Annotated in this window: 18 protein-coding genes; 11 read left to right on the top strand and 7 right to left on the bottom strand. The window is 59.1% G+C overall.

Translation table 11 applies throughout. The annotated features are described in order from the left end of the window. Positions 1-76 precede the first annotated feature (76 nt). Genes leuS through holA form a run of 3 tightly spaced genes read left to right on the top strand, consistent with a single transcriptional unit; the run spans position 77 to position 4,293 of the window. A complete protein-coding gene (gene leuS / locus ASF29_RS22900) occupies positions 77-2,707 on the top strand; it encodes a leucine--tRNA ligase (RefSeq protein WP_062452980.1) in 2,631 nt (876 codons plus the stop codon). Then, the gene (locus tag ASF29_RS22905; protein WP_244473631.1) at positions 2,697-3,245 is read left to right on the top strand and encodes a hypothetical protein; all 549 of its coding nucleotides are present in this window, start codon (positions 2,697-2,699) and stop codon (positions 3,243-3,245) included. Before leuS ends, ASF29_RS22905 begins: the two co-directional genes overlap by 11 nt. A gap of 10 nt (positions 3,246-3,255) precedes the next feature. Beyond that, complete coding sequence (gene holA, locus ASF29_RS22910; protein ID WP_062452982.1) at positions 3,256-4,293, top strand: DNA polymerase III subunit delta; 1,038 nt, start codon at positions 3,256-3,258, stop codon at positions 4,291-4,293. 152 nt (positions 4,294-4,445) lie between these two features. Here holA and fdxA read toward each other — a convergent pair whose 3' ends face one another. From fdxA to ASF29_RS22930, 4 genes are all read right to left on the bottom strand, one after another. Then, positions 4,446-4,784: a ferredoxin FdxA gene (gene fdxA / locus ASF29_RS22915; RefSeq protein ID WP_042615693.1), complete on the bottom strand. Its 339-nt coding sequence runs from the start codon at positions 4,782-4,784 to the stop codon at positions 4,446-4,448. A gap of 238 nt (positions 4,785-5,022) precedes the next feature. Then, the gene (locus tag ASF29_RS22920; RefSeq protein WP_062452983.1) at positions 5,023-5,433 is read right to left on the bottom strand and encodes an RNA-binding S4 domain-containing protein; all 411 of its coding nucleotides are present in this window, start codon (positions 5,431-5,433) and stop codon (positions 5,023-5,025) included. A gap of 101 nt (positions 5,434-5,534) precedes the next feature. Then, positions 5,535-8,603, bottom strand: coding sequence for a helicase-related protein (locus ASF29_RS22925; protein ID WP_062452984.1), 3,069 nt, complete (start codon positions 8,601-8,603; stop codon positions 5,535-5,537). A gap of 285 nt (positions 8,604-8,888) precedes the next feature. Then, positions 8,889-10,130 (bottom strand): ubiquinone biosynthesis hydroxylase, encoded by a 1,242-nt coding sequence (locus ASF29_RS22930; protein WP_082453711.1) that lies wholly within the window; start codon positions 10,128-10,130, stop codon positions 8,889-8,891. Between the two features lie 59 nt (positions 10,131-10,189). On the opposite strand from ASF29_RS22930, the gene tesB reads away from it, so the two are divergent. The 6 genes from tesB to ASF29_RS22960 all read left to right on the top strand — a co-directional run bounded on the left by tesB (position 10,190) and on the right by ASF29_RS22960 (position 17,600). Then, on the top strand, positions 10,190-11,074 hold the full coding sequence (tesB, locus tag ASF29_RS22935) for an acyl-CoA thioesterase II (RefSeq protein ID WP_062452985.1): 885 nt from the start codon (positions 10,190-10,192) through the stop codon (positions 11,072-11,074). A 213-nt stretch (positions 11,075-11,287) separates the two neighbouring features. After that, positions 11,288-11,638, top strand: coding sequence for a P-II family nitrogen regulator (locus ASF29_RS22940; RefSeq protein WP_042615577.1), 351 nt, complete (start codon positions 11,288-11,290; stop codon positions 11,636-11,638). Positions 11,639-11,666: 28 nt separating this feature from the next. Next, positions 11,667-13,028: an ammonium transporter gene (locus ASF29_RS22945; RefSeq protein WP_062452986.1), complete on the top strand. Its 1,362-nt coding sequence runs from the start codon at positions 11,667-11,669 to the stop codon at positions 13,026-13,028. A gap of 216 nt (positions 13,029-13,244) precedes the next feature. Then, the gene (locus tag ASF29_RS22950; protein ID WP_156462797.1) at positions 13,245-15,869 is read left to right on the top strand and encodes a DNA translocase FtsK; all 2,625 of its coding nucleotides are present in this window, start codon (positions 13,245-13,247) and stop codon (positions 15,867-15,869) included. Between the two features lie 168 nt (positions 15,870-16,037). After that, positions 16,038-16,703 (top strand): outer membrane lipoprotein carrier protein LolA, encoded by a 666-nt coding sequence (locus tag ASF29_RS22955; RefSeq protein WP_062452987.1) that lies wholly within the window; start codon positions 16,038-16,040, stop codon positions 16,701-16,703. A gap of 93 nt (positions 16,704-16,796) precedes the next feature. Beyond that, on the top strand, positions 16,797-17,600 hold the full coding sequence (locus ASF29_RS22960; protein ID WP_062452988.1) for an exodeoxyribonuclease III: 804 nt from the start codon (positions 16,797-16,799) through the stop codon (positions 17,598-17,600). A gap of 3 nt (positions 17,601-17,603) precedes the next feature. Here the strand turns inward: ASF29_RS22960 and ASF29_RS22965 are convergent, their stop codons facing one another. Beyond that, positions 17,604-18,059 (bottom strand): cyclic nucleotide-binding domain-containing protein, encoded by a 456-nt coding sequence (locus ASF29_RS22965; RefSeq protein WP_062452989.1) that lies wholly within the window; start codon positions 18,057-18,059, stop codon positions 17,604-17,606. A gap of 115 nt (positions 18,060-18,174) precedes the next feature. Continuing rightward, positions 18,175-18,858, bottom strand: a complete 684-nt coding sequence (locus tag ASF29_RS22970; protein WP_062452990.1) for a response regulator transcription factor — start codon at positions 18,856-18,858, stop codon at positions 18,175-18,177. A gap of 193 nt (positions 18,859-19,051) precedes the next feature. Here ASF29_RS22970 and ASF29_RS22975 point away from each other — a divergent pair, with 193 nt between their 5' ends. Beyond that, positions 19,052-19,597: a L,D-transpeptidase gene (locus ASF29_RS22975; RefSeq protein ID WP_062452991.1), complete on the top strand. Its 546-nt coding sequence runs from the start codon at positions 19,052-19,054 to the stop codon at positions 19,595-19,597. A gap of 41 nt (positions 19,598-19,638) precedes the next feature. Here ASF29_RS22975 and leuC read toward each other — a convergent pair whose 3' ends face one another. Beyond that, positions 19,639-21,048 carry a 3-isopropylmalate dehydratase large subunit gene (leuC, locus tag ASF29_RS22980; protein ID WP_062452992.1) on the bottom strand — a complete coding sequence of 470 codons (1,410 nt, stop codon included), beginning with the start codon at positions 21,046-21,048 and terminating at the stop codon, positions 19,639-19,641. Between the two features lie 425 nt (positions 21,049-21,473). On the opposite strand from leuC, the gene ASF29_RS22985 reads away from it, so the two are divergent. After that, a complete protein-coding gene (locus tag ASF29_RS22985; RefSeq protein ID WP_062452993.1) occupies positions 21,474-22,766 on the top strand; it encodes an MFS transporter in 1,293 nt (430 codons plus the stop codon). The last annotated feature ends 76 nt before the right edge of the window (positions 22,767-22,842 follow it).

Raw genomic sequence — 22,842 nt, forward strand, 5'->3', positions numbered from 1 at the left:
GCCAAACTTGACGCCCCGGTCGTTTCGTGGTGAAGGTCAGCGCGAATTTTCCCCTTGATACCCGGATTACACAAGTATGGCCATCGAACGTTATAATCCTCGCGACGCCGAGCCGCGCTGGCAGCAAAAATGGAACGAAGACAATGTCTTCGTGACCGACAACAGCGATGCCCGCGAGAAATATTACGTTCTTGAGATGTTTCCCTATCCATCGGGCCGCATCCACATGGGCCATGTGCGAAATTACGCCATGGGTGACGTCGTCGCACGCTACAAGCGTGCGCGCGGTTTCAACGTGCTGCACCCCATGGGCTGGGACGCATTCGGCATGCCTGCGGAAAATGCCGCCATGCAGAACAACGTCCATCCCAAGGACTGGACCTATCAAAACATCGCCACTATGCGCGGCCAGCTGAAATCCATGGGCCTGTCTCTGGACTGGACACGTGAATTTGCGACCTGTGACGTGGAATATTACAGCAAGCAGCAGGCGCTGTTCGTTGATTTCATGGAAAAGGGCCTGGTCTACCGCAAGCAGTCCAAGGTCAACTGGGACCCGGTCGATCACACGGTTCTGGCCAATGAGCAGGTCATCGACGGTCGTGGCTGGCGCTCCGGCGCGCTGGTGGAACAGCGCGAACTGACGCAATGGTTCTTCCGCATCACCGATTTCAGCCAGGATTTGCTGGACGAGCTGGATGTGCTGGACCAGTGGCCGGAAAAGGTGCGGCTGATGCAGAAGAACTGGATCGGCAAGTCCGAGGGACTATCGCTGCGCTGGCAGACGGTGGCGTCCACTGCGCCTGCCGGCTTTGACGACATCACCGTTTACACGACCCGCCCCGACACGCTGTTTGGCGCATCCTTCCTTGCCATTGCCGCGGACCATCCGCTGGCGAAAACCCTGTCGGAAAACAGCCCCGAAATTGCCGAGTTCTCCGACGAATGCCGTCGTCAGGGCACATCTCTGGCTGCTCTGGAAACGGCGGAAAAGCGTGGTCTGGATACCGGCGTCAAGGTTGTCCATCCGCTCGACCCATCCTGGGAATTGCCAGTTTACATCGCCAATTTCGTATTGATGGATTACGGCACCGGTGCCATTTTCGGTTGCCCATCCGGCGACCAGCGCGATTTGGATTTCGCCCGCAAATATGATCTGCCTGTCGTGGCCGTGGTCATGCCGGAAGGCGAAAATGCCGAGACCTTCACCATTGGTGATACGGCGTTCGTCGATGACGGCGTGATGATCAATTCGCAGTTCCTCGATGGTATGACGACAACGGATGCTTTCGAGGCTGTGGTGTCGAAGCTGTCTGCACAGACGCTGGGTGCCGAGCCACAGGCCGAGCGCAAGGTCAACTTCCGTCTGCGCGACTGGGGCATCTCCCGCCAGCGCTATTGGGGCTGCCCGATCCCGGTCATTCATTGCGAAGTCTGCGGCGTCGTGCCCGTGCCGAAGAAGGATCTGCCGGTCAAGCTGCCTGACGATGTGACCTTCGACGTGCCCGGCAACCCGCTGGATCGTCACCCGACATGGCGTCACGTCTCCTGCCCGCAATGCGGTCATGCTGCGCGTCGCGAAACCGACACGATGGACACCTTCGTCGATTCCAGCTGGTATTTCACGCGCTTTACGGCGCCGTGGGAAGAGCAGCCGACCGACCCAAAGGTCGCCAGCCACTGGCTGCCCGTGGACCAGTATATCGGTGGTATCGAACACGCGATCCTGCATCTGCTCTATTCGCGCTTCTTTACCCGCGCCATGAAGGCCACCGGCCATGTGGACGTGAAGGAGCCCTTCAAGGGCCTGTTCACCCAGGGCATGGTGGTGCACGAAACCTACCGTCTGGGCGAAGGCCAGAACGGGCAATGGGTCGTGCCAGCCGATATCCGCATCGAGGAAGTTGACGGCAAGCGCCGCGCTTTCCTCCTGTCAGGCGGTGACGAGGTTCAGATCGGCTCGATCGAAAAGATGTCGAAGTCGAAGAAGAACGTGGTCGATCCGGACGATATCATCGCGTCCTATGGTGCCGATACGGCCCGCTTCTTCGTTCTGTCGGATAGCCCGCCGGACCGCGACGTCATCTGGTCGGAAGCCGGTGTAGAAGGCGCACACCGCTTCGTGCAGCGTGTCTGGCGCATCATCGGCGAGGCTGCCGAAGAATTGAAGTCGGTCAAGCCCGCGCCTGCAAGTGAGGGCGAAGGCCTTGTCGTCTCCAAGGCAGCCCACAAGACGCTGAAGGCGGTTCAGGACGATCTGGACAAGCTTGCCTTCAACAAGGCCATTGCCCGCATCTATGAGCTGGTCAACACGCTGGCTGGTCCCTTCGCTGAGGTGGCCAATGGCGGCAAGTCCGACGATGTGAAGGCCGCAGCCCGCGACGCTGCTGAAATCCTGATCCGCATGATTGCGCCGATGACGCCGCATCTGGCCGAAGAATGCTGGACGGCGCTGGGCAATGAAGGTCTTGTCGCCCAGAGCGCGTGGCCCGTTTTCGTGCCCGCGCTGATCGAAGAAAATGACGTGGTCATGCCGGTTCAAATCAACGGCAAGAAGCGTGGCGAATTGACAATCGCGCGCGATGCGGATCAAGATGCCGTCCGCGCGGCGGTGATTGAACTGGATGCCGTCAAAGCGGCTCTGGCCGGTGCCGAGCCGAAAAAAATCATTGTGGTTCCACAAAGGATTGTGAACATTGTTGTCTGATGCCTATTCCAGATGGGGCCGCGTAGCAGCCGCAATTTCTGTTGTTATGTTCGCCGGTCTTCTGGCGGGTTGTCAGGTGCGCCCACTCTACGGCGAGGCCTCCGGCACCCGCGAGAAGCTGCTGACGGTCAATTTTGCTCCGGCAACCGACCGCATCACGCAGGAAGTGCGCAATCACCTCATCTTCCTGGCCTATGGTGGCGCCGGTGCGCCGACCAACAAGGAATATGAGGTGAAGATCACTGTCCGGTCGAGCGCGACCTCGACGGAAGTCACCGATGACACCAGCCTTTCGCTTGCGAAGAACAACTATGACGGCCCGTTCCCCGGTCGTGTCAGCATGACGGGCAACTACGTGCTGACGCGCATTTCCGATGGTCAGGTCCTGCGCTCCGCACGCCGCACCGTCACCGCCATGCTTGATCTTCCGCAGCAGGAATTCGCCAAGATTCGCGCCATCCGCGATGGTGAAAACCGCGCCGCTCGTGAACTTGCCGAGATCATCCAGACCGACATCGCCGCCACGATCAGCCGTTGAAAGCGGTGTCATGACGGAAATAAAGTCGCATGAATTCGAACGCTTCGCCGAAAGACCGGCGGAGCGTTTTCGCGTTTTCGTGCTCTATGGTCCTGATCGCGGCCTTGTGTCCGAACGCGCCGCGCTTATCGCCTCCAAGACCGGTATAGACCCCAACGACGCCTTTGCCTCGCTGAAGATGACGGCAACCGACCTACAGGGCGATCCCGGTCGCTTGCTGGATGAGATCAATTCCATCGGCCTGTTCGGTGGTGAAAAGCTGGTCTGGGTCAAGGGTGCCGCCAATGAGAAGGCGCTGGTGGATGCGTTGCAGGTTCTCTCGGACGATCCGCCCGAAGCAAGCTTCCTGATCGTCGAAGCGGGCGACCTGAAAAAAGGAACCGGCCTTCGCAAGATCGCAGAACCGTCGCGCGCCATCGCCGCCATTCCCTGTTATGCCGATGATGCGCGGGCGCTGAATGCGCTGATCGACCAGGAGCTTTCGACGGAAAATCTGCGTATCGCACCTGCTGCACGCCAGCGGCTGGCCGAATCGCTCGGCGGCGACCGTATCGCCTCGCGCAACGAGGTGCGCAAGCTGGCACTCTATTGCCGTGGCCATGATGTCATCGAAGAAGACGATGTCATGGCGATCATCGGCGATGCCAGCACGGTATCTGCCGATGACGCGGTGGATGCCATTCTGAAGGGCGACCGCAACGCCTTTTTCCATGCAACGCAAAAGATCATCGCCTCCAAGACGCCGATCTTTCTGGTTCTGCAAGGCTGCCTGCGGCAATTCCAGTTGCTGGACCAGATGCGGGCTGAAATGGATGATAAGAAATTGCAGGCCGGACAGGTCATGCAGACCATGGGACGCAGCGTTCACTTCCGCCGTAAACCCGTCATCGAACGAGCGCTGCGCACGTGGCAGCCAGCAGCGATTGCGCGCGAGATGAACCGACTACAGGCAGCGATTCTGCAAAGCCGTCAGCGGCAAAGCCTGGAGGAAAGCGTGGCATTGCTGACGCTGTTGTCCACGACCTTGCAGTCGGGGCGCGCTGGATAAGTGTCTTGCGGGCAATAAAAAGCCTCCGCAGCGTAGGCCGGGAGGCTAAGACTTACACGTCTATCGTCATCCTCGGGCCGAGGATCTAACGAACCACGACATCAACCGTGATCAGATCCTCGGGACAAGCCCGAGGATGACGTCTCAGACACTCAGTCGCCCTTGCCGGGCTCTGCCGAGAAGTAAAGGTCGAGCTTGCCCGAAACGCCGTCCATTTCCTTTGCTTCAGGCATCGGGTCGCGCTTGACGGTGATGTTGGGCCAGATAGCGGCATATTCCGCATTCAGCGTCAGCCACTTGTCGAGACCCGGTTCCGTGTCCGGCTTGATGGCTTCTGCGGGACATTCCGGTTCGCATACACCGCAATCGATGCATTCATCGGGATTGATCGCCAGAAAGTTCTCACCCTCATAGAAGCAATCGACAGGGCAGACCTCGACGCAGTCGGTATATTTGCAGCGAATGCAGTTATCGGTCACGACATACGTCATGATGGACTCCAGATATGCAGGCCGGGTCAAAGGGCTTGAAAGACAAGCCGTCGCCCGGAATTCAGACAGGGCATTTTGGCAAGTGAGGTAATGCCTTTGACCCAATATAGCAAGGATAAACCATACTGAAAAAGCCGCGCTTCTTGGTGGTTTATTCCAAGCGACTGATACGAGCTGCCGGAATGGCTTTCACGAAGCGGCTGAGTTTGTCACAGGCAATGGCGCACCGGGCGCGTGTCTAGTCGTCGTCGCTCTCGGTCATGAACCGGTCGAGCGCGCGGCGCTCCTTCTTCGTCGGGCGTCCGCTGCCCGGTTCGCGCACTGCCTGCTCCAGAAGCGTCAAACGCTCGCCCGGAGCACGCGGCGGGGTCTTATCGTCATAGAGAAGCTTTGCTTCCTCAAAAGGCCCGCGCCTATCGCCGGATGCCTTGACCACGAGAATACGGTCCATGCGTTCGAAGCTGATGTCCAGCCGGTCGCCGATCTTCACCATATGGCTTGGCTGGCGAACGGGGGCACCGTTCACGCGAACATTGCCGGACTGGATATAGCTTTGGGCGAGCGAGCGGGATTTTGCCATGCGGGCGAAGAAAAGCCATTTGTCGAGGCGCTGACGCCCTGCGTCCTGTGGCTGTTGCTTCTCACCCATCGAGCATTCCAGAAACTACGCTGTGGTTTTCCGTCCAGATATGCGTTGGACCATAGATGGAAAAAGCCTCCTGCTTTTACGACAAGCAGGAGGCTCTGATCTTACTTCTTCAGCTGTTCCTTGAGAGCAGCCAGTTTTGCGAAAGGTGAATCCGGGTCAAGCGGCTTCTCCTTGCGGGGTGGCTTTGCCTCGAAACGCTGCTGACCCTGCGGCTTGCCGCCACGGTCGTTACGATCGGGCCGATCCTTGCGCTCGCCACGGTCATGGCGCTCGTTGCGATTGTTGTTGCGGTCGGGGCGGCCGCCCTCACGCTTCTGCTCACCATCGCGCTTGCGCTCACCATCACGGTTGCCACCGCGTGGAGCCTGACGCTCCTCGCCACCTTCCGCACGGCGTTCGCCATGGTTGCGGTTGGCCGGGCGACGATTGTCGCTGCGCTGGTTGTCGTTACGGCCACCGGGACGCCACAGAAGAACAGGCTTCGGCTCGACAGCTTCGGTCGCAACGGCGTCCGTTGCAGCCGCATCCTCGGCTTTTGCCTCTTCTGGCTTTGCTTCGGCAGCAGCTTCGACAGGAGCGGCAGTTTCTTCCGCAGTCGCCTGCGTGTCGGCATCGTCCTGAACGGTCTCGCTCTCAGAGACTTCTTCGGTTGTTGCAGCCTCGGCAGCGAGTTCGCCCGCCTCCGAATCTGGCTTGGCCTTGTCAGCAGTCTCACCACCCAGGAAGGCCGCAGCTTCTTCGGCGCTCACCTGATCGGCGCGGTAACCGAGGCCCTTGAGGATTTCTTCCATGTCATCGAGCGTAGCACCCAGAATGGAGAGCATGGCTGTCGTCGTGGTGAAACGACGGCCGTCATAGGCACCTTCCGGACGCGGCTGCGTCCCCGGCTTCCACTGCAGCAGCGGACGGATGAGATCGGCCAGACGCTCGAGAATGTCGATACGCACCGCACGCTTGCCGAGGAAACGGAAGCCTGCGAGCTTGTAGAACATGCGCTCATAGCTGCTGTCGGTCACGACAGAGGTGCGGCCAGCTGCCAGCACGGGAATGAGATCGCCGTAACCGAGCTTGCCCAGACCGTCATTCTTCAGGGCCCAGAGCAGCGTGACGAGCTCGGCGGGAGCGGGCTTGAGCAATGCAGGCAGGAAGACGTGGTAAGCGCCGAAGCGGATACCATAGCGGCGCATGGACGCGCGCGCATCCTGATCCAGCGTCTTGACCTCTTCGGTCACGTCGCGACGGAACAGAACGCCGAGATTTTCCACCAGCTGGAAGGCCAGACCCTTCGCCAGACCCTGAAGGTCCTCGGCGCGGGAAATGTCGTCCAGCGGCTTCAGCACGGTTGCGATCTGGTGATTGACGAAGCGCTCGATGCGGGCAACCGCATGGTCGCGCGCATTGCCGCTCAACTGTTCGTCGGCCAGCATGATGACGCGTGGCTTCATGATGTTGTCGCCGCTTGCAAGACGAGCAACGGGCTCACCCAACCAGCGAACCAGACCATCCGAACTCAGCGCGAGATCGCCGTTGCCACTGGCATGCAGGCGCGCAGCCCGCGCCTCATATTCCAGCGCAAGCGCCTTCTGCGCTGCGCCTTGCACAGCCTTGGCATCTGGCCCTTCGGCTCCGGCCACCGGTGTAAACCGGAAACCCGCCAACTGGCCGACATGATGTCCTTCAACAAAGACATCACCATTCACACTGATTTCAGCTTCAAGCATCGCATTCTCTCTTAGGCGCCTCATGAGCACAGATGTCCTGCGATCAACAAAGCGTTTCGTCAACCTTTCATGTAGAGCATCGGACAATCGATCTTCGATTTCCCGCGTCTTTTCTTGCCAGTGTGTCGGATCGGCAAGCCATCCTGGGCGGTTTGATACATACGTCCATGTTCTGATCTGCGCAATCCTTGCAGAAAGCGTATCGATCTCTCCGTCGGTGCGGTCCGCCCGGCGCACCTGTTCGGCCATGAAATCCTCGTTGACGGCACCGCGTTTGACGAGGTCGAAGTAGAGTGTCGAAATCAGATCGGCGTGTTGTGCAGGCGCGATGCGGCGATAATCCGGCAGCGCGCAGGCCTCCCACAGTTTTTCCACCCGCTCGGCATTGGTGGTGACGTCGATGATTTCAGTGTAACGCGACAGATATTCCAGCGCCTGCTGGTCGATGGCGGGCAAAGCGCGCGACAGCCCCTGAACGGTGGGAGCCGCATCGAGACTTCCGCGCAGATTGGCAATGGAGGAATAATCGAAATTCTTCGTGCGCCATTGCAGCACTTTGACCGCATCGAACTGATGTGATTCGACGCGTTCCACCAGCTCGTCATCCAGCGGATCGACCCGACCCGTCACGCCAAAGGTGCCATCGCGCAGATGGCGACCGGCGCGACCGGCAATCTGGCCCATTTCACCGGGATTAAGATTGCGGAACTGATAACCGTCGAATTTGCGATCCTGCGCAAAGGCCACATGATCGACGTCGAGATTGAGGCCCATGCCGATGGCATCCGTCGCCACAAGATATTCGACGTCTCCATTCTGATAAAGCCCAACCTGCGCATTGCGGGTGCGCGGCGACAGCGCGCCCAGCACCACGGCGGCACCGCCGCGCTGACGGCGCACCAGTTCGGCAATCGCGTAGACCTCTTCTGCGGAAAAGGCGACGATGGCGGTACGTTGCGGCAGGCGGGTGATTTTCTTCTGTCCCGCATAAAACAGCTGCGACAGCCTGGGCCGTTCCACGACGACAATGCCGGGCAGGAGCTTTTCCAGAATGGGCCGCATGGTGCCCGCGCCCAAAAGCAGCGTTTCCTCGCGTCCGCGCAGATGCAGAATTCGGTCTGTGAAGATGTGGCCGCGCTCGAGATCGCCAGCAAGCTGCACCTCATCGATGGCGACGAAGGCTGCGGTCGTTTCACGCGGCATGGCCTCGACGGTGCAGACGGAATATTTCGCTTTGGGTGGAGAAATCTTCTCTTCACCGGTGACGAGCGCCACATTGGGCGCGCCGACCTTTTCCACCAGCCGCGTATAGACCTCGCGCGCCAGAAGGCGCAACGGCAGCCCTATGACGCCACTTCCATGCGCCACCATCCGCTCGATGGCATAGTGGGTCTTGCCTGTATTGGTGGGTCCAAGAACGGCCGTAACACCGCGGCCGCTCAAGATCATGGGGCGAAAATTCAACGTACTATCCGTGAAATCGACTAACTGACTGTTGGCAACGCACTCGAAACATATCCGCCCGCGTCTTCTACCACACATGGCAATGGTGACGGTCAAAGGCAAGGAAGGAATGCAGGAAAGCTGAAAATGCCCTCCTCTTTCGCGCAATAAACCGCGCAGAACAGGAAAGGAACGAATCAGCGACGAATCACTGACTCCGTCTGATTCAGCTTTTGTTCACGGCAATATCTCGCCCGGCCAAGGCTGCGACCCGCAAAATCGTGAATCGGCTCAGAGCGGCTGACCGGCCAGAAGCCGGGGACCGTTCGGATCGGCCGTGCCTGCCGCCTGCCCGATGAAATAGGTTTTGAGACGCGGAATCCGGTCCACGATGCCAAGGCCAAAATCACGTGCGATGCGGATCGGCGCGACGTCGTTCGAAAACAGCCGGTTCAGCACATCCGTGGTGATGCCCATGCGCACTGTGTCGAACCGCCGCCAGGACTGGTAGCGCTCAAGCACATTGAGAGAACCGATATCGAGCCCCAGACGGTCGGCATCGACAATGGTTTCGGCAAGCGCTGCCACGTCCTTGAAACCGAGATTGAGACCCTGTCCCGAAATCGGATGAATGCCGTGGGCCGCATCGCCTGCAAGCGCCAACCGTGGCGCGACGAAGGCACGTGCCAGTGTCAGCCCCAGCGGGAATGCGCGTCGCGGCCCCACCGGCCGCACAGGTCCGAGCTTGTGGCCGAAACGACGCTCCAGTTCTTCTTCGAAGACGAGGTCGTCGGAGGCGACCAGCCGGTCGGCGTCAACGGTACGTTCCGTCCAGACGAGCGAGGAGCGATTGCCCTTGAGTGGCAGAATGGCGAAGGGGCCGGATGGAAGAAAATGCTCCTCCGCACATCCATCATGCGGACGTTCGTGCTCCACCGTCGTCACGATGCCGGACTGATCGTATTTCCACTCGACCGTCTTGATGCCCGCCATGCTGCGCAAGGCAGACCGGACGCCGTCGCAGGCAACCAGCAGACGCGTCTCGAAGGACGATCCGTCCGAAAGCGTGACCCTGTTGCTCTGCGGACCTGCGTCGAAACCCGAAACCTTCAGGCCGTGGCGTATGGTCACGCCAAGGCGCTCGCACGCACCGCGCAAGGCTCCCACCATCGCGACATTGGGGATCATATGTGCAAAGGGCTGGCCTTCGGCGACATCGCCATCGAAGGTCAGAAACACCGGGCGCACCGGATCTGATGTCTTCGAATCGGTGACGATCATTTTCCTGATCGGCTGCGCTTCCGGCTCCAGTTCGTTCCAGATGCCGAAAACCTCCAGCATCCGTGCAGCCGCAGCAATGATGGCCGAGGCCCGCATGTCCTTTTTCCAGACATCGTCAGGCGCGGCCTCGATGACCTGCACCTCCATATGCGGCGCGGCCTGCTTGATGGCGACCGCGACACCCAGCCCGACATATCCGCCGCCTGCAACAACCACATCCAGCATCGCGTCTTCTCCTGCATTCTTGTGCATATGACACTTGCACTATAGACCATCCCTATGGGTCTTCCTACAGCCGGAGCATGTCGAAAATGTCGCGCCCCCTCGAAAATACCGCACCGCTTGAAAAACTGATTTCCACGCTCGATCTCGAAAAGCTCGAGGAAAATCTGTTTCGCGGCACGAGCCCCCAGGTCGGCTGGCAGCGCGTTTTCGGTGGACAAGTCATTGCCCAGGCCCTGATGGCGGCGCAGCGCACGGTAAGTGACGAACGTTTCGTCCACTCGCTGCACGCCTATTTCATGCGCCCCGGCGACCCCAAGGTGCCCATCATCTATCAGGTCGACCGCATCCGCGATGGCTCCAGCTTCGCCACGCGGCGCATCGTCGCCATTCAGCACGGCCATGCCATCTTTTCCATGTCGGCCTCCTTCCAGATCGATGAGGGTGGCTTCGATCACCAGGCGCAGATCCCCGATGTGCCGCAGCCGGAACAATTGATGAGCGAAGACCAGATGCGCGACGCATTTCTGGCCAAGGCACCGCCCGCCATCCGCAAATACTGGGAGAACAAACGCCCCATCGAAATCCGTCCGGTCTCGCTGACGCATTATATCTCCCGCGAAAAGCTCGAGCCGCATCAGGATATCTGGGTGCGGGCGGTGGGGCATGTCCCCGATGACCGGCACTATCAGGCCGCAGTCCTTGCCTATCTTTCGGACATGACCCTGCTCGATACCTCGCTCTACGCGCATGGCACGACGATCTTCGATCCATCGGTGCAGGCCGCCAGCCTCGACCACGCCATGTGGTTTCACCGCCCCTGCAAGCTCGATGACTGGCTGCTCTATACGCAGGATAGCCCGAGCGCTTCGGGTGCACGCGGACTCACCCGCGGCAATCTTTTTACCCGCGACGGCGTTCTCGTGGCGTCGATGGCCCAGGAAGGCCTGATCCGCAAATTGGCAGACGCCTAAATTCTAAGCATTTTTTATTTTTTGCCCGTTAATTGCGCAGGGAGGAATATTTCCTGCGCCTATTTTGCAGGCTTATTTATTATTTTCTTTTTATTTCAATAACTTATATCATCCCTTTCAAACTGGCACGCGCCTTGAATGGAGAGAGCCAGTCGCTGTTGTTGATCTGCCAGCGTCGGGACACGTCGGCTCCGTGCCGAGGGCAAACAAAGGATGGGAAACCAGATGAAAATTGTGATGGCCATTATCAAGCCGTTCAAGCTGGACGAAGTGCGCGAAGCACTGACGGCTGTCGGTATTCAGGGCCTGACCGTGACCGAGGTCAAGGGTTACGGACGCCAGAAGGGACACACCGAGATTTATCGCGGCACCGAATATGCCGTCAGCTTTCTTCCCAAGTTGAAGATCGAAATCGCGGTCGCGTCCGACCTCGTCGAAAAGGCTGTCGAGGCCATCGCCGCGTCGGCAAAGACCGGACAGATCGGCGACGGCAAGATTTTCGTCTACTCGATCGAACAAGCCGTGCGCATCCGTACCGGCGAAACGAACACAGAAGCGCTTTAAGCACGGGCGACAGGGGAGTTTTCCAACCATGCCATTCAACAGAATTTCCAAACTTGGCGCACTCGGCGCCAGCGCGGCGGCCCTGCTGGCCCCCATTGCAGCCTTCGCGCAGGATGCAGCGGCTCCAGCGGTTGCAGCTGCTGCGGCGGCACCTGCGCCCGACAAGGGCGACACAGCCTTCATGTTCCTTGCCACCATCCTCGTGCTGTTCATGATCATTCCTGGTCTTGGCCTGTTTTACGGTGGTCTGGTTCGCAGCAAGAACATGCTGTCGGTGCTGATGCAGGTCACGGTCATCGCTGCCAGCGTCATGATCATCTGGGTCGTCTACGGCTATTCCTTCGCCTTTGGCGGTTCTGAAAGCCCATTCTTCGGCGGCTTCGCCAAGCTCTTCCTGTCTGGCGTCACCAAGGACAGCACGGCTGCGACCTTCTCGCAGGGCGTCGTCATTCCGGAATTCATCTTCGTGATGTTCCAGATGACATTTGCCGCCATCACACCGGCGCTGATCATCGGTGCCTTTGCTGAGCGCATCAAATTCTCTGCCTCCATCCTGTTCTGCATTCTCTGGGTCACCTTCGTCTACTTCCCGATCGCCCACATGGTTTGGGACGCAAAGGGCTACCTCTTCGGCCTCGGCGCGCTCGATTTCGCTGGCGGCACGGTCGTTCATATCAACGCCGGTGTTGCAGGCCTGATCGGTGCGATCATGGTTGGCAAGCGCACGGGCTTCGGCAAGGACATGATGGCCCCGCATTCGATGACACTGACCTATGTCGGTGCAGCCATGCTCTGGGTCGGCTGGTTCGGCTTCAACGCCGGTTCCAACCTCGAAGCGTCCAGCGGCGCGATGCTCGCAACCGTCAACACCTTCGTTGCAACCGCGGCTGCTATCCTGTCGTGGTGCGTTGTTGAAACCTTCACCCGCGGAAAAGCCTCCATGCTGGGCGCGGCATCCGGCATGATCGCCGGTCTGGTCGCCATCACACCGGCAGCCGGTATCGTTGGCCCGATGGGTGCCATCGTCATGGGCGCGATCGTATCGCCACTGTGCTACTTCTTCGTCTCCGTCGTGAAGAACAAGTTCGGTTATGACGACACGGCAGACGTCTTCGGCGTTCACGGCGTCGGCGGCATCTTCGGTGCGCTGGCAACCGGCATCTTCGCAAGCGCATCGCTCGGTGGCGTGGGCTATGCCGGCGAACAGACGATGAGCGGCCAGTTCCTGGTTCAGGCTCAGGCTGTCGTCATCACGCTTCTGTGGACCGGTATCGGCTCTGCCATCCTCTACAAGGTCGTCGACATCATCGTTGGTCTGCGCGTGCCGGTCGAAGCCGAACGCGAAGGTCTCGATCTGGCCTCGCACGGCGAAGCGGCCTACCACTCCTAAAGATCGGGCCGGACTTCGTTCGGCCTCATCCTCCCGAAAAGATCGAAAAGCCCGGCTCGCGCCGGGCTTTTTTCGTAAGAGAGCTTAAGAGTTACGCCTGAATTTGCATGGTTAATGCCATATTAACCACCAGCCCGCTATTTTGCCCTGTCATCCCGTCTGCGCCAGCTCGTGTGCGGACTTCGGAAAAAACGAAAAGAACGACAGGTTCAGAATATGGACAGAGTGACGTCTCCGGCATTTCAGGGTCGTGATAACCGTTTCGTACTGACGGCATTCGTCGTGCGCCAGTTGATGGCGCTCGCGGGATTTGGCGTGCTGGCATTGCTGGCACTGGGCATCACGGCGCTGGCCACATGGAATGTCGCCGATCCCAGCCTGTCCTATGCCACCGGCAACGAACCGGCCAATCTGCTGGGCCGCAGCGGCGCGATCTTTGCCGACATCATGATGCAGTTCCTCGGCCTGTCGGCGCTGATCGCCATGCTGCCCATTCTCGCCTGGGCCTTCGCACTGATTTCCGGTCGCCGTTTCAATCGCATTCCAGCCCGCCTCGTGGCCTGGGTGAGCGGTGCTTTCATCGCATCCGCATCGCTTGGCTGCTTCCCCGCCCCTCTGACCTGGCCACTGCCCAACGGCATCGGCGGTGTCATCGGCGATATGATCCTGCGCTTCCCGGCACTCTTCATCGGCGCTTATCCCACCGGAACCTTTGCCACCGTTCTGGGCGCGATCTTCGCGGCTCCCGCCGCTTGGCTCATGCTTTTTGCCTCCGGCCTCCTCGGCTCGCCCGACGATGAGGAAGGGAGCTTTGCAGCCCAGCCGGCAGCGCAAAGCAAGGCGCAGAAGGTGCAGCAGCTGGACGACGAGGAAGATGACGGCGATGGCTTCTTCGGCAGCCTGCTCGCCTTCGGCGCAATGGCTCACTACTGGTACATCACCCAGGCCCGTTTCCGCCGCCTGTTCGGCCTGAAGCCCAAGTCGATGCGCAACGAGTTCGAGCAACCCTACGACTTCAACGATTACGAATTCGGCACGCTCAACGAGCCCTCGCGCCTCAAGACCGCCATCAACCGTCTGGAGCGCGCAGACCCCTCCTTTGAAGAACGGGCCGAAGCCCGCGCCCGCCGTGAAGTCACTCCACCACCGATTTCCATGGGTGATAATGAGGACTTCGAGGAAGACGATGCCCTGCCGAACGGCGTGCTGTCTGCGGACGCAAAATTCTCACCGCGTCCGGCACCGGGCCAGACGCGTATCACCGTTCCACCTGCCCGTCCCAAGCCGAGTGACCGGGTCGCTCGTGATGCGCAAGCCTCCTTCATCGCGCCCGATGGCTTCCAGCTTCCCTCTATCCATCTTCTGGCGGAGCCGAAAAGTGTCGTGCGTGACGCCACGCTCAACGCCGAGGTTCTAGAACAGAATGCCCGGCGACTTGAAGGCGTGCTCGAAGATTTCGGTGTCAAGGGTGAGATCATCCATGTCCGTCCCGGACCTGTCGTCACGCTTTATGAACTGGAACCAGCACCGGGCATCAAGTCGTCTCGCGTTATCGGTCTTGCCGATGATATCGCGCGTTCCATGAGCGCAGTCGCTGCCCGTGTTGCCGTCGTTCCCGGTCGTAACGCCATCGGTATCGAGCTACCAAACCGTACTCGTGAAACGGTCTATCTGCGCGAATTGATCGGCTCACGCGATTTCGAAAACACCAAGGCCAAGCTGCCCATGTCGCTCGGCAAGACGATTGGCGGCGAAGCCGTCATCGCCGATCTGGCCAAGATGCCGCATCTGCTGGTCGCCGGTACCACGGGTTCCGGTAAATCGGTTGCCATCAACACCATGATCCTGTCGCTGCTCTACCATATGACGCCCGAACAGTGCCGTCTCATCATGATCGACCCGAAGATGCTGGAACTGTCGATCTATGACGGCATCCCGCATTTGCTGTCTCCTGTCGTAACCGATCCGAAGAAGGCCGTCGTCGCGCTGAAATGGACCGTGCGGGAGATGGAAGAGCGCTACAAGAAAATGTCGAAGATCGGCGTGCGCAACATCGACGGCTTCAACGCCCGCGTTCAGCAGGCACTCGACAAGGGCGAGGTGCTGACCCGCACCGTGCAGACCGGTTTCGACCGCCAGACGGGCGAAGCCATGTACGAGACCGAAGAATTCGACCTGAAGCCCCTTCCCTATATCGTCGTCATCATCGACGAGATGGCCGACCTGATGATGGTCGCCGGCAAGGATATCGAAGGTGCCGTGCAGCGTCTTGCGCAGATGGCGCGTGCAGCAGGCATCCACGTCATCATGGCAACGCAGCGACCATCGGTCGATGTCATCACCGGCACGATCAAGGCCAACTTCCCGACCCGCATTTCCTTCCAGGTCACCTCCAAGATCGACAGCCGCACCATTTTGGGCGAACAGGGTGCCGAACAGCTGCTCGGCATGGGCGACATGCTTTATATGGCCGGTGGCGGGCGTATCCAGCGCGTCCACGGTCCTTTCGTTGCCGACAATGAGGTCGAGGAAATCGTGTCTTACCTGAAGACACAGGGATCGCCGGAATATCTCGAAGCCGTTACCGAAGAAGACGACGATGAAGACGGCGGCGGCCCTGCCGGCACCGGCAACATGGCCGAATCGGACGACCCTTACGATCAGGCTGTGGCGGTTGTCCTTCGTGATGGCAAGGCATCCACCTCCTATGTCCAGCGTCGCCTCGGCATCGGTTACAACCGTGCTGCTTCGCTGATCGAGCGTATGGAGCAGGAGGGCATCATCGGCCCGGCAAACCACGCCGGCAAACGCGAAATACTGGTGCCGACCGAAACGGAATGAAGCGGGGAGATGCGGGTGCACGCCACCATCTTGGCCGGTTCCTGAATACCGCATCTCTTCACGCAGATATCAGCAACCAAGGTTCAGCTTCGGCGTTATAGCAAGTGCTTCATGTCATGAAGCCGCCGCGTTTTTTTGAAACATTGGGATGCGATGAAGGAGAAAAGAATGAAGAAGAATACCCCGGTCGTTTCCGCGCAGCCCCATGGCCTCGACAGCCAGATGACGCGCCGTGGCGTGATGACCTTGTTTTCCGCGACCGCAGCTATTGCCGCCCTGCAGCCTTTTACCGCCTTTGCACAGGCGGATGCGACGGCACAGAAAATCGCCAATCATTTCTCTTCCGTCAAAACTATGATGGGTGAGTTCGTACAGTTCGGCCCACGCGGCGAACAGACAGGCGGCAAATTCTACATCGCACGCCCTGGCAAGCTGCGCTTCAATTACGAAGACCCCTCGCCCATGCGCGTGATTTCCGATGGCCGCAACGTCGTGATTGGCAACAACAAGCTGAAGACATGGGACCTCTATCCTCTGTCGAAGACGCCGCTTAGCCTGCTGCTTTCAGATAAAATCGATCTAGGAAACCAGAAGGTACGCGACGTCAAACAGGAATCCGATCTGACCACTATCGTGCTCGGCGACAAGAGCGTCTTCGGCGATTCCACCATTACCTTGATGTTCGACCCGAAAACCTTTGATTTGCGCCAGTGGACCACGACGGATGCGCAGAACAAAGACACCACGGTCATGATTTTCAACGTCCAGACAGGCATGGCTTTGGACGACAAGGTCTTTGCGATCAACTACGAGGAAGTCCGCAGCCGCGGCTGATATTTCTCCGGGAACGTCGAGAAAAGAATTTCCGTTTCTCGAGCCATGTTATAAGCCTGCCTCCACCTTTCAAAAGGCTGATGGAGCGCGGGCATGACCTTTTCGATAACCACCTGGAACATCAACTCGGTGCGGCTGCGCATGCCGATCGTCGAGCAGTTCTTGGTACGTTACAAACCAGATGTCCTGTGCCTTCAGGAAACGAAATGCCCGAATGGCGAGTTTCCGCTAAAGCCACTAAAGGCGCTCGGCTATGAGCATGTCATCATTCACGGACAGAAGGGCTATCATGGCGTCGCCATCGCCTCCAGGCTGCCACTGACCGAAGACCATCGTCAGGATTATTGCGGTATAGGTGACGCCCGCCATATCTCCGGCATCGTTCAAGTCGGTTCGCGCAAAATCCGTCTTCACAATTTCTATGTTCCCGCTGGCGGCGACGAGCCTGATCGTACGATCAACCCCAAATTCGGCCACAAGCTCGATTTCATCGAAGAGATGAAGGCGCTCAGCGCTGACGGTGTGCCCGGCACCTCATCCATTCTCGTCGGCGATCTCAACATTGCGCCGCTGGAAAACGACGTCTGGTCCCACAAACAGCTCTTGAAAATCGTCAGCCACACGCCGGTCGAGACAGAGGGCCTGCTGGAGATCATGAAGAAGGGTAACTGGCTCGACCTGATGCGCCTCAACGTGCCGGACAGCGAAAAGATCTACACCTGGTGGAGCTACCGCGCCAAGGACTGGGAAGCCGCAGACCGCGGTCGCCGCCTCGATCACATCTGGTCCTCCCAGGACCTCGGTCCGTCACTGGATCGCATTGAAATCCTGCGCGAAGCCCGCGGTTGGAACCGCCCCTCGGACCACGTTCCGGTGACGGCGCATTTCAAATTCTAAGTCTTACGAAAACCGTCCCTGAAGCGCTGCTGCACCGGATGCGAGTGAGGCGATGTTGTCGCGGATGCGCGCCAGAACCACATCGGCAACATCAGGAAACTCTTCGATCATACGATGGAAAAGGATCCGGGTGATGCGGATGACCTCGGAGTCATCCGTAGCAACAGCCGTATATTTGCGTTCGCACAGCGTAAACAGCGCCAGTTCGGACAGGAGCGTTCCTGTCTTTACGCTTGCCTGAAGCTCGGCTTTGTTGCCGCGTGCCGTGCTGTAAAGGTCAAAAGTCCCGCGCGCGACAACGAAGGCACATTCGGCCGGGGAATGCTCGCGAAACAGCGCCTGCCCCTCGCCAATCCTGCGGCGTTCGGCACCGAATGCGATCAGCCGCAACTGGTCGTCGGTGAAGCCCTGGAACAGGGGCACCTTGGCCAATAGCTTGATATCGTCGTTCAATGCCATATGTTTCGAAACCCCGGATTTGCAATCACAACGGTTTTCGAACAAAGGCGCAGCCAAGACAAGGGCCACGCCTCTATTAATTTCACGGGATCAGTTCCTGCAAGTGCCGGAATAATCAGGGTACGATCTTGTAGCCACCGTTTTCCGTTACGAGCAGTTCCGCATTCGACGGGTCACGCTCGATTTTCTGACGAAGGCGGTAGACGTGGGTTTCCAGCGTGTGCGTCGTCACGCCGGAATTATAGCCCCAAACTTCTTCCAGAAGCACGTCCCGGGTCACCACCGCGCTACCTGCGCGGTACAGGTAACGAATGATCGCCGCTTCCTTTTCGGTGAGACGGATCTTCTTTCCGTCTTCGCCTGTCAAAAGTTTCTGGCTCGGCTTGAACTGGTAAGGCCCCACGGTAAAGACCGCATCTTCGCTCTGTTCGTACTGGCGCAACTGCGCACGCACGCGGGCCAGAAGAACGGCAAAGCGGAAGGGCTTGGTCACATAGTCGTTGGCACCGGCCTCCAGACCAAGGATGGTGTCGGAATCGGTATCGTGGCCTGTCAGCATGATGATCGGGGCCTTGAAACCATTCTTGCGCATGATCTTGACGGCTTCGCGTCCATCCATGTCCGGCAGTCCGACATCCATGATCAGCAGATCGACCTGTGTCGACTTCGCCGTCTGAATGGCGGCATTGGCGTTGGCACCGGTCAGAAGAGAGAATTCCTCGTAGGGAGACAGTTGCTCGGCAAGGGTCTCGCGCAGGTCGTCGTCATCGTCAACCAGAAGAAGTGTACGGGCCGTCATGGGATATCTCAGCCTTTCTTTATGACTTGAAAGCAGTCGCGCAAACGTGTTCGTCTCTTGCCATTGCGACATGCTTTTCGCTTTAGTGAACCAATTCAGCGGTTTGACGCAGCTACGTCAAGCCTTGGTCGGCATATAACGCGGTGCTAGGACGTCCTGGACCACACCTGCAAAGCAAAATCTCGTGAGAACGATGGTATCGAAAGCAAAAAAACAGCCCAAACGCCTCGCCAAGGTTCTGGTCCGTCCCGCGCCGCGACACAAGAACCGCGCCTTGCTCCAGCTCGGCCACCTCACCTTCCCCGCCGCTATCGGTCGCAACGGGCGTACTGTCTTGAAACGCGAGGGCGATGGAAAAACGCCGATCACCTCGATGCCTTTGCTACACGGTTTCTACAGAGGCGACCGTCTTGCAATCCAAACATCGCTGCCGATGCATCGTATACGAAAGGATATGCTCTGGTGCGATGCTCCAACCGATCCCAACTATAACCGTCTCGTCACGACACCCTTTACACCGAGCCACGAGGAGATGCAGAGGCAAGATGGTCTCTACGATGTCTGTCTCGTCATGGATTGGAACGTCACGTCACGGCGACGCTATCGTGGCTCGGCGATTTTCATGCACATGATCCGCCCGGGATTCGAGCCCACTGCCGGATGTGTGGCGCTTCATCCACGCGACATGCGTCGAATTCTTCCGCACCTGCGTCGAGGCAGGAGAGTGACGGTTCTCTGACGAAAAAGGCCGGAGGCATGTCTGCTTCCGGCCTTTCGCGTTTACTGCCACTCGCGAATATCCACGAAATGGCCCGCAACGGCTGCCGCTGCCGCCATGGCAGGGGAGACGAGGTGGGTGCGGCTCTTATAGCCCTGACGTCCCTCGAAGTTGCGGTTGGAGGTGGAGGCGCAGCGTTCGCCGGGGGCGAGGCGGTCGTCATTCATGGCAAGGCACATGGAGCAGCCGGGCTCGCGCCACTCGAAACCTGCTTCGAGGAAAATCTTGTCCAGACCTTCCTTTTCCGCCTGTTCCTTCACCAGACCGGAGCCGGGAACGATCATGGCGGAGACCGTGGGGGCGACCTTGCGGCCTTCGACCACCTTGGCGGCAGCGCGCAAATCCTCGATGCGGCCATTGGTGCAGGAGCCGATGAAGACGCGGTCGATGGCGATATCCGTCATTTTGGTGCCGGGCTTCAAGCCCATATAGTCCAGCGCGCGATGCTTGGAATTGCGCTTGTTCTCGTCGGCAATCTCATCCGGATCGGGAACCGTGCCCTGCACCGAGACTACGTCTTCCGGCGAGGAGCCCCAGGAAACGATGGGCGGCAGGTTGGCGGCATCCAGCACAACGACCTTGTCGTAATGCGCGCCTTCGTCGGACTTCAGCGTCTTCCAATAGGCGATGGCCTGTTCCAGCGTCTCGCCCTTGGGTGCGCGCGGCTTGTCCTTGATATAGTCGAAGGTGGTTTCATCAGGCGCGATGAGACCGGCACGCGCGCCGCCTTCGATGGTCATGTTGCAGACCGTCATGCGGCCTTCCATGGAGAGCGAACGGATCGCCTCACCGGCGAATTCAATGACATGGCCGGTGCCGCCAGCCGTGCCGATTTCGCCGATGATGGCCAGAATGATGTCCTTGGCGGTGACGCCGTCTGGCACCTTGCCATCGACACGCACCAGCATGTTCTTGGCCTTCTTCTGGATCAGCGTCTGTGTAGCCAGGACGTGTTCGACCTCCGATGTGCCGATACCGTGCGCGAGCGCACCGAAGGCACCGTGGGTGGAGGTGTGGCTGTCACCGCAGACGATGGTCATGCCCGGCAGCGTAAAGCCCTGTTCCGGCCCGACGATGTGAACGATGCCCTGGCGCTTGTCGCGCTCGGAGTAGTATTCGACGCCGAATTCCGCAGCATTCTGCGCCAGCGCTTCCACCTGAATGCGGCTTTCCTCGTTCTTGATGCCCTCAAGACGGTCAGCGGTGGTGGGAACATTGTGGTCGACCACGGCCAGCGTGCGGGTGGGCGAATGAACGGGGCGACCGGCCAGGCGCAGACCTTCGAAGGCCTGCGGGCTCGTCACCTCATGCACGAGGTGACGGTCGATGTAGAGAAGACAGGTTCCGTCCGGGTCACGATTGACGACGTGGTCGTCCCAGATTTTATCATAGAGGGTACGAGGTGCGCTCATGGCTATATCCATCAGATATTGAAAAGGATTTGGGTTCGCGAAAAGACTGACAGCGAGGGGCTATCAGGCGAACGTAAGTCGCGTATTCAGCGCGCCGGAAATATCCGCGAAAAAGCGTGCCGGCAGACGCTTGTGGTCCTGCAGCACGAAAATGTTTTGCGCGAGACATCCGAATTTCGATCCCATGCATCTCTCATATCAGATCGGCTTTTCAACGGCAATATTGCCGCGCCGAATGAAATCCGCCTGACCGCGCGGTTTCGCTGTTGCGAGATAGATCAGCCGGCGCGGGATAAAAACGCCGTCTCGCGCGTTACGCTCACGCGCAGTTGTGATATCACGACGCCGTAACGCTTGCGTGAAGAGCTGCGCTCTCGATTGTATTCGGCCTGCATTTTCATGCAGCGGACAGGGGAGGGTACATTTTGGTATCTGAAAAAGCACTCATTTCAAAAATCACCTGGCGGCTGATGCCGTTTCTGGGGCTTCTCTACCTCATCGCCTATATCGACCGGCAGAATGTGAGCTTTGCCAAGCTGCAGATGGTGGGCGATCTGGGACTGAGCGAATATGCCTATGGCCTTGGCGCATCGCTGTTCTTCATCGGTTATTTCATCTTCGAAGTTCCGAGCAACTTGCTGCTGACCCGGTTCGGGGCCAGTCGCTGGTTTGCGCGCATCATCATTTCCTGGGGTCTGGTGACGATTGCGCTGGCCTATACCAGCAGCCAGACGATGTTCTATATTCTGCGCTTTCTGCTGGGTGCCTGCGAAGCGGGTTTCTTTCCCGGCGTTCTCTATCTCCTGACCCTATGGTTCCCGCGGGATTATCGCGGACGGATGGTCGGGCTGTTCATGATCTTCAGCGCGCTGGCCAATGCCGTTGGCGCACCGCTGGGCGGCATGCTGCTCGATCTCGACGGGCTGTTCGGTTATGCGGGCTGGGAATGGGTGTTTCTTGCCACGGGCGTTCCGGCCGTCATCGCCGGTATCTTCACCATCTTCTATCTGGACGACACGCCTGAAAAGGCGAAGTTCCTGACCCAGGAGGAAAAGGACTGGCTGAAGAACCGCATCGCGTCTGAAAACTCCGACATGGAAGAACATGCCGAAAACGGTTTCAAGGCATTGATCAACCCGCGCGTGCTGTTCATGTCTTTGTGCTTCGTCGGCTTTCCGCTGGCAGCCTATGGTCTCAGCTACTGGCTGCCGACCATCGTCAAGGGCTTTGGCGTTTCCAACACCACCAATGGCTTCATCAACATCATTCCGTGGATCGTGGTCGCGGTTGCGCTCTATGTCATCCCAGCTGCTGCCGACCGGGCGGAAAACAAGACGCCCTACATCGTCGGCCCTGCTTTCCTCGGCGCGTTCTGCCTGCTGATGTCGGCGCTGGTGACGATGCCGGTTCTGCAATTTGCGTTCCTGTGCATCGCAGCCGCTGGCATTTTTGCAGGCCAGCCGGTGTTCTGGAGCCTGCCGGGCCGGTTCCTCAAGGGTGCCGGTGCGGCGGCGGGTCTTGCCGCCATCAATTCGGTGGGCAACCTCGGCGGCTTCGTGGCGCAGAATGTGGTGCCATGGATCAAGGATCAGACGGGCAGCACGATTGCGCCGATGTTCTTCCTCTCCGCATGCCTGGCGGCGGCGGGCGTGCTCGTCATCATTGCCGGTCGCATGATTGCGGCGCAGGCGAAGAAGCAGGCTGAAGCGCACGCCTGACGCCTCTTTCCGCCGCTGGTTCCCTGCATGTGACCAGCGGCGGAAAAACTGCCTTCTTTCGGCAGCGTTCTCCGCG

Origin of the sequence: Rhizobium sp. Leaf262 (genome assembly GCF_001422245.1) — a bacterium.
GTDB lineage: Bacteria > Pseudomonadota > Alphaproteobacteria > Rhizobiales > Rhizobiaceae > Agrobacterium.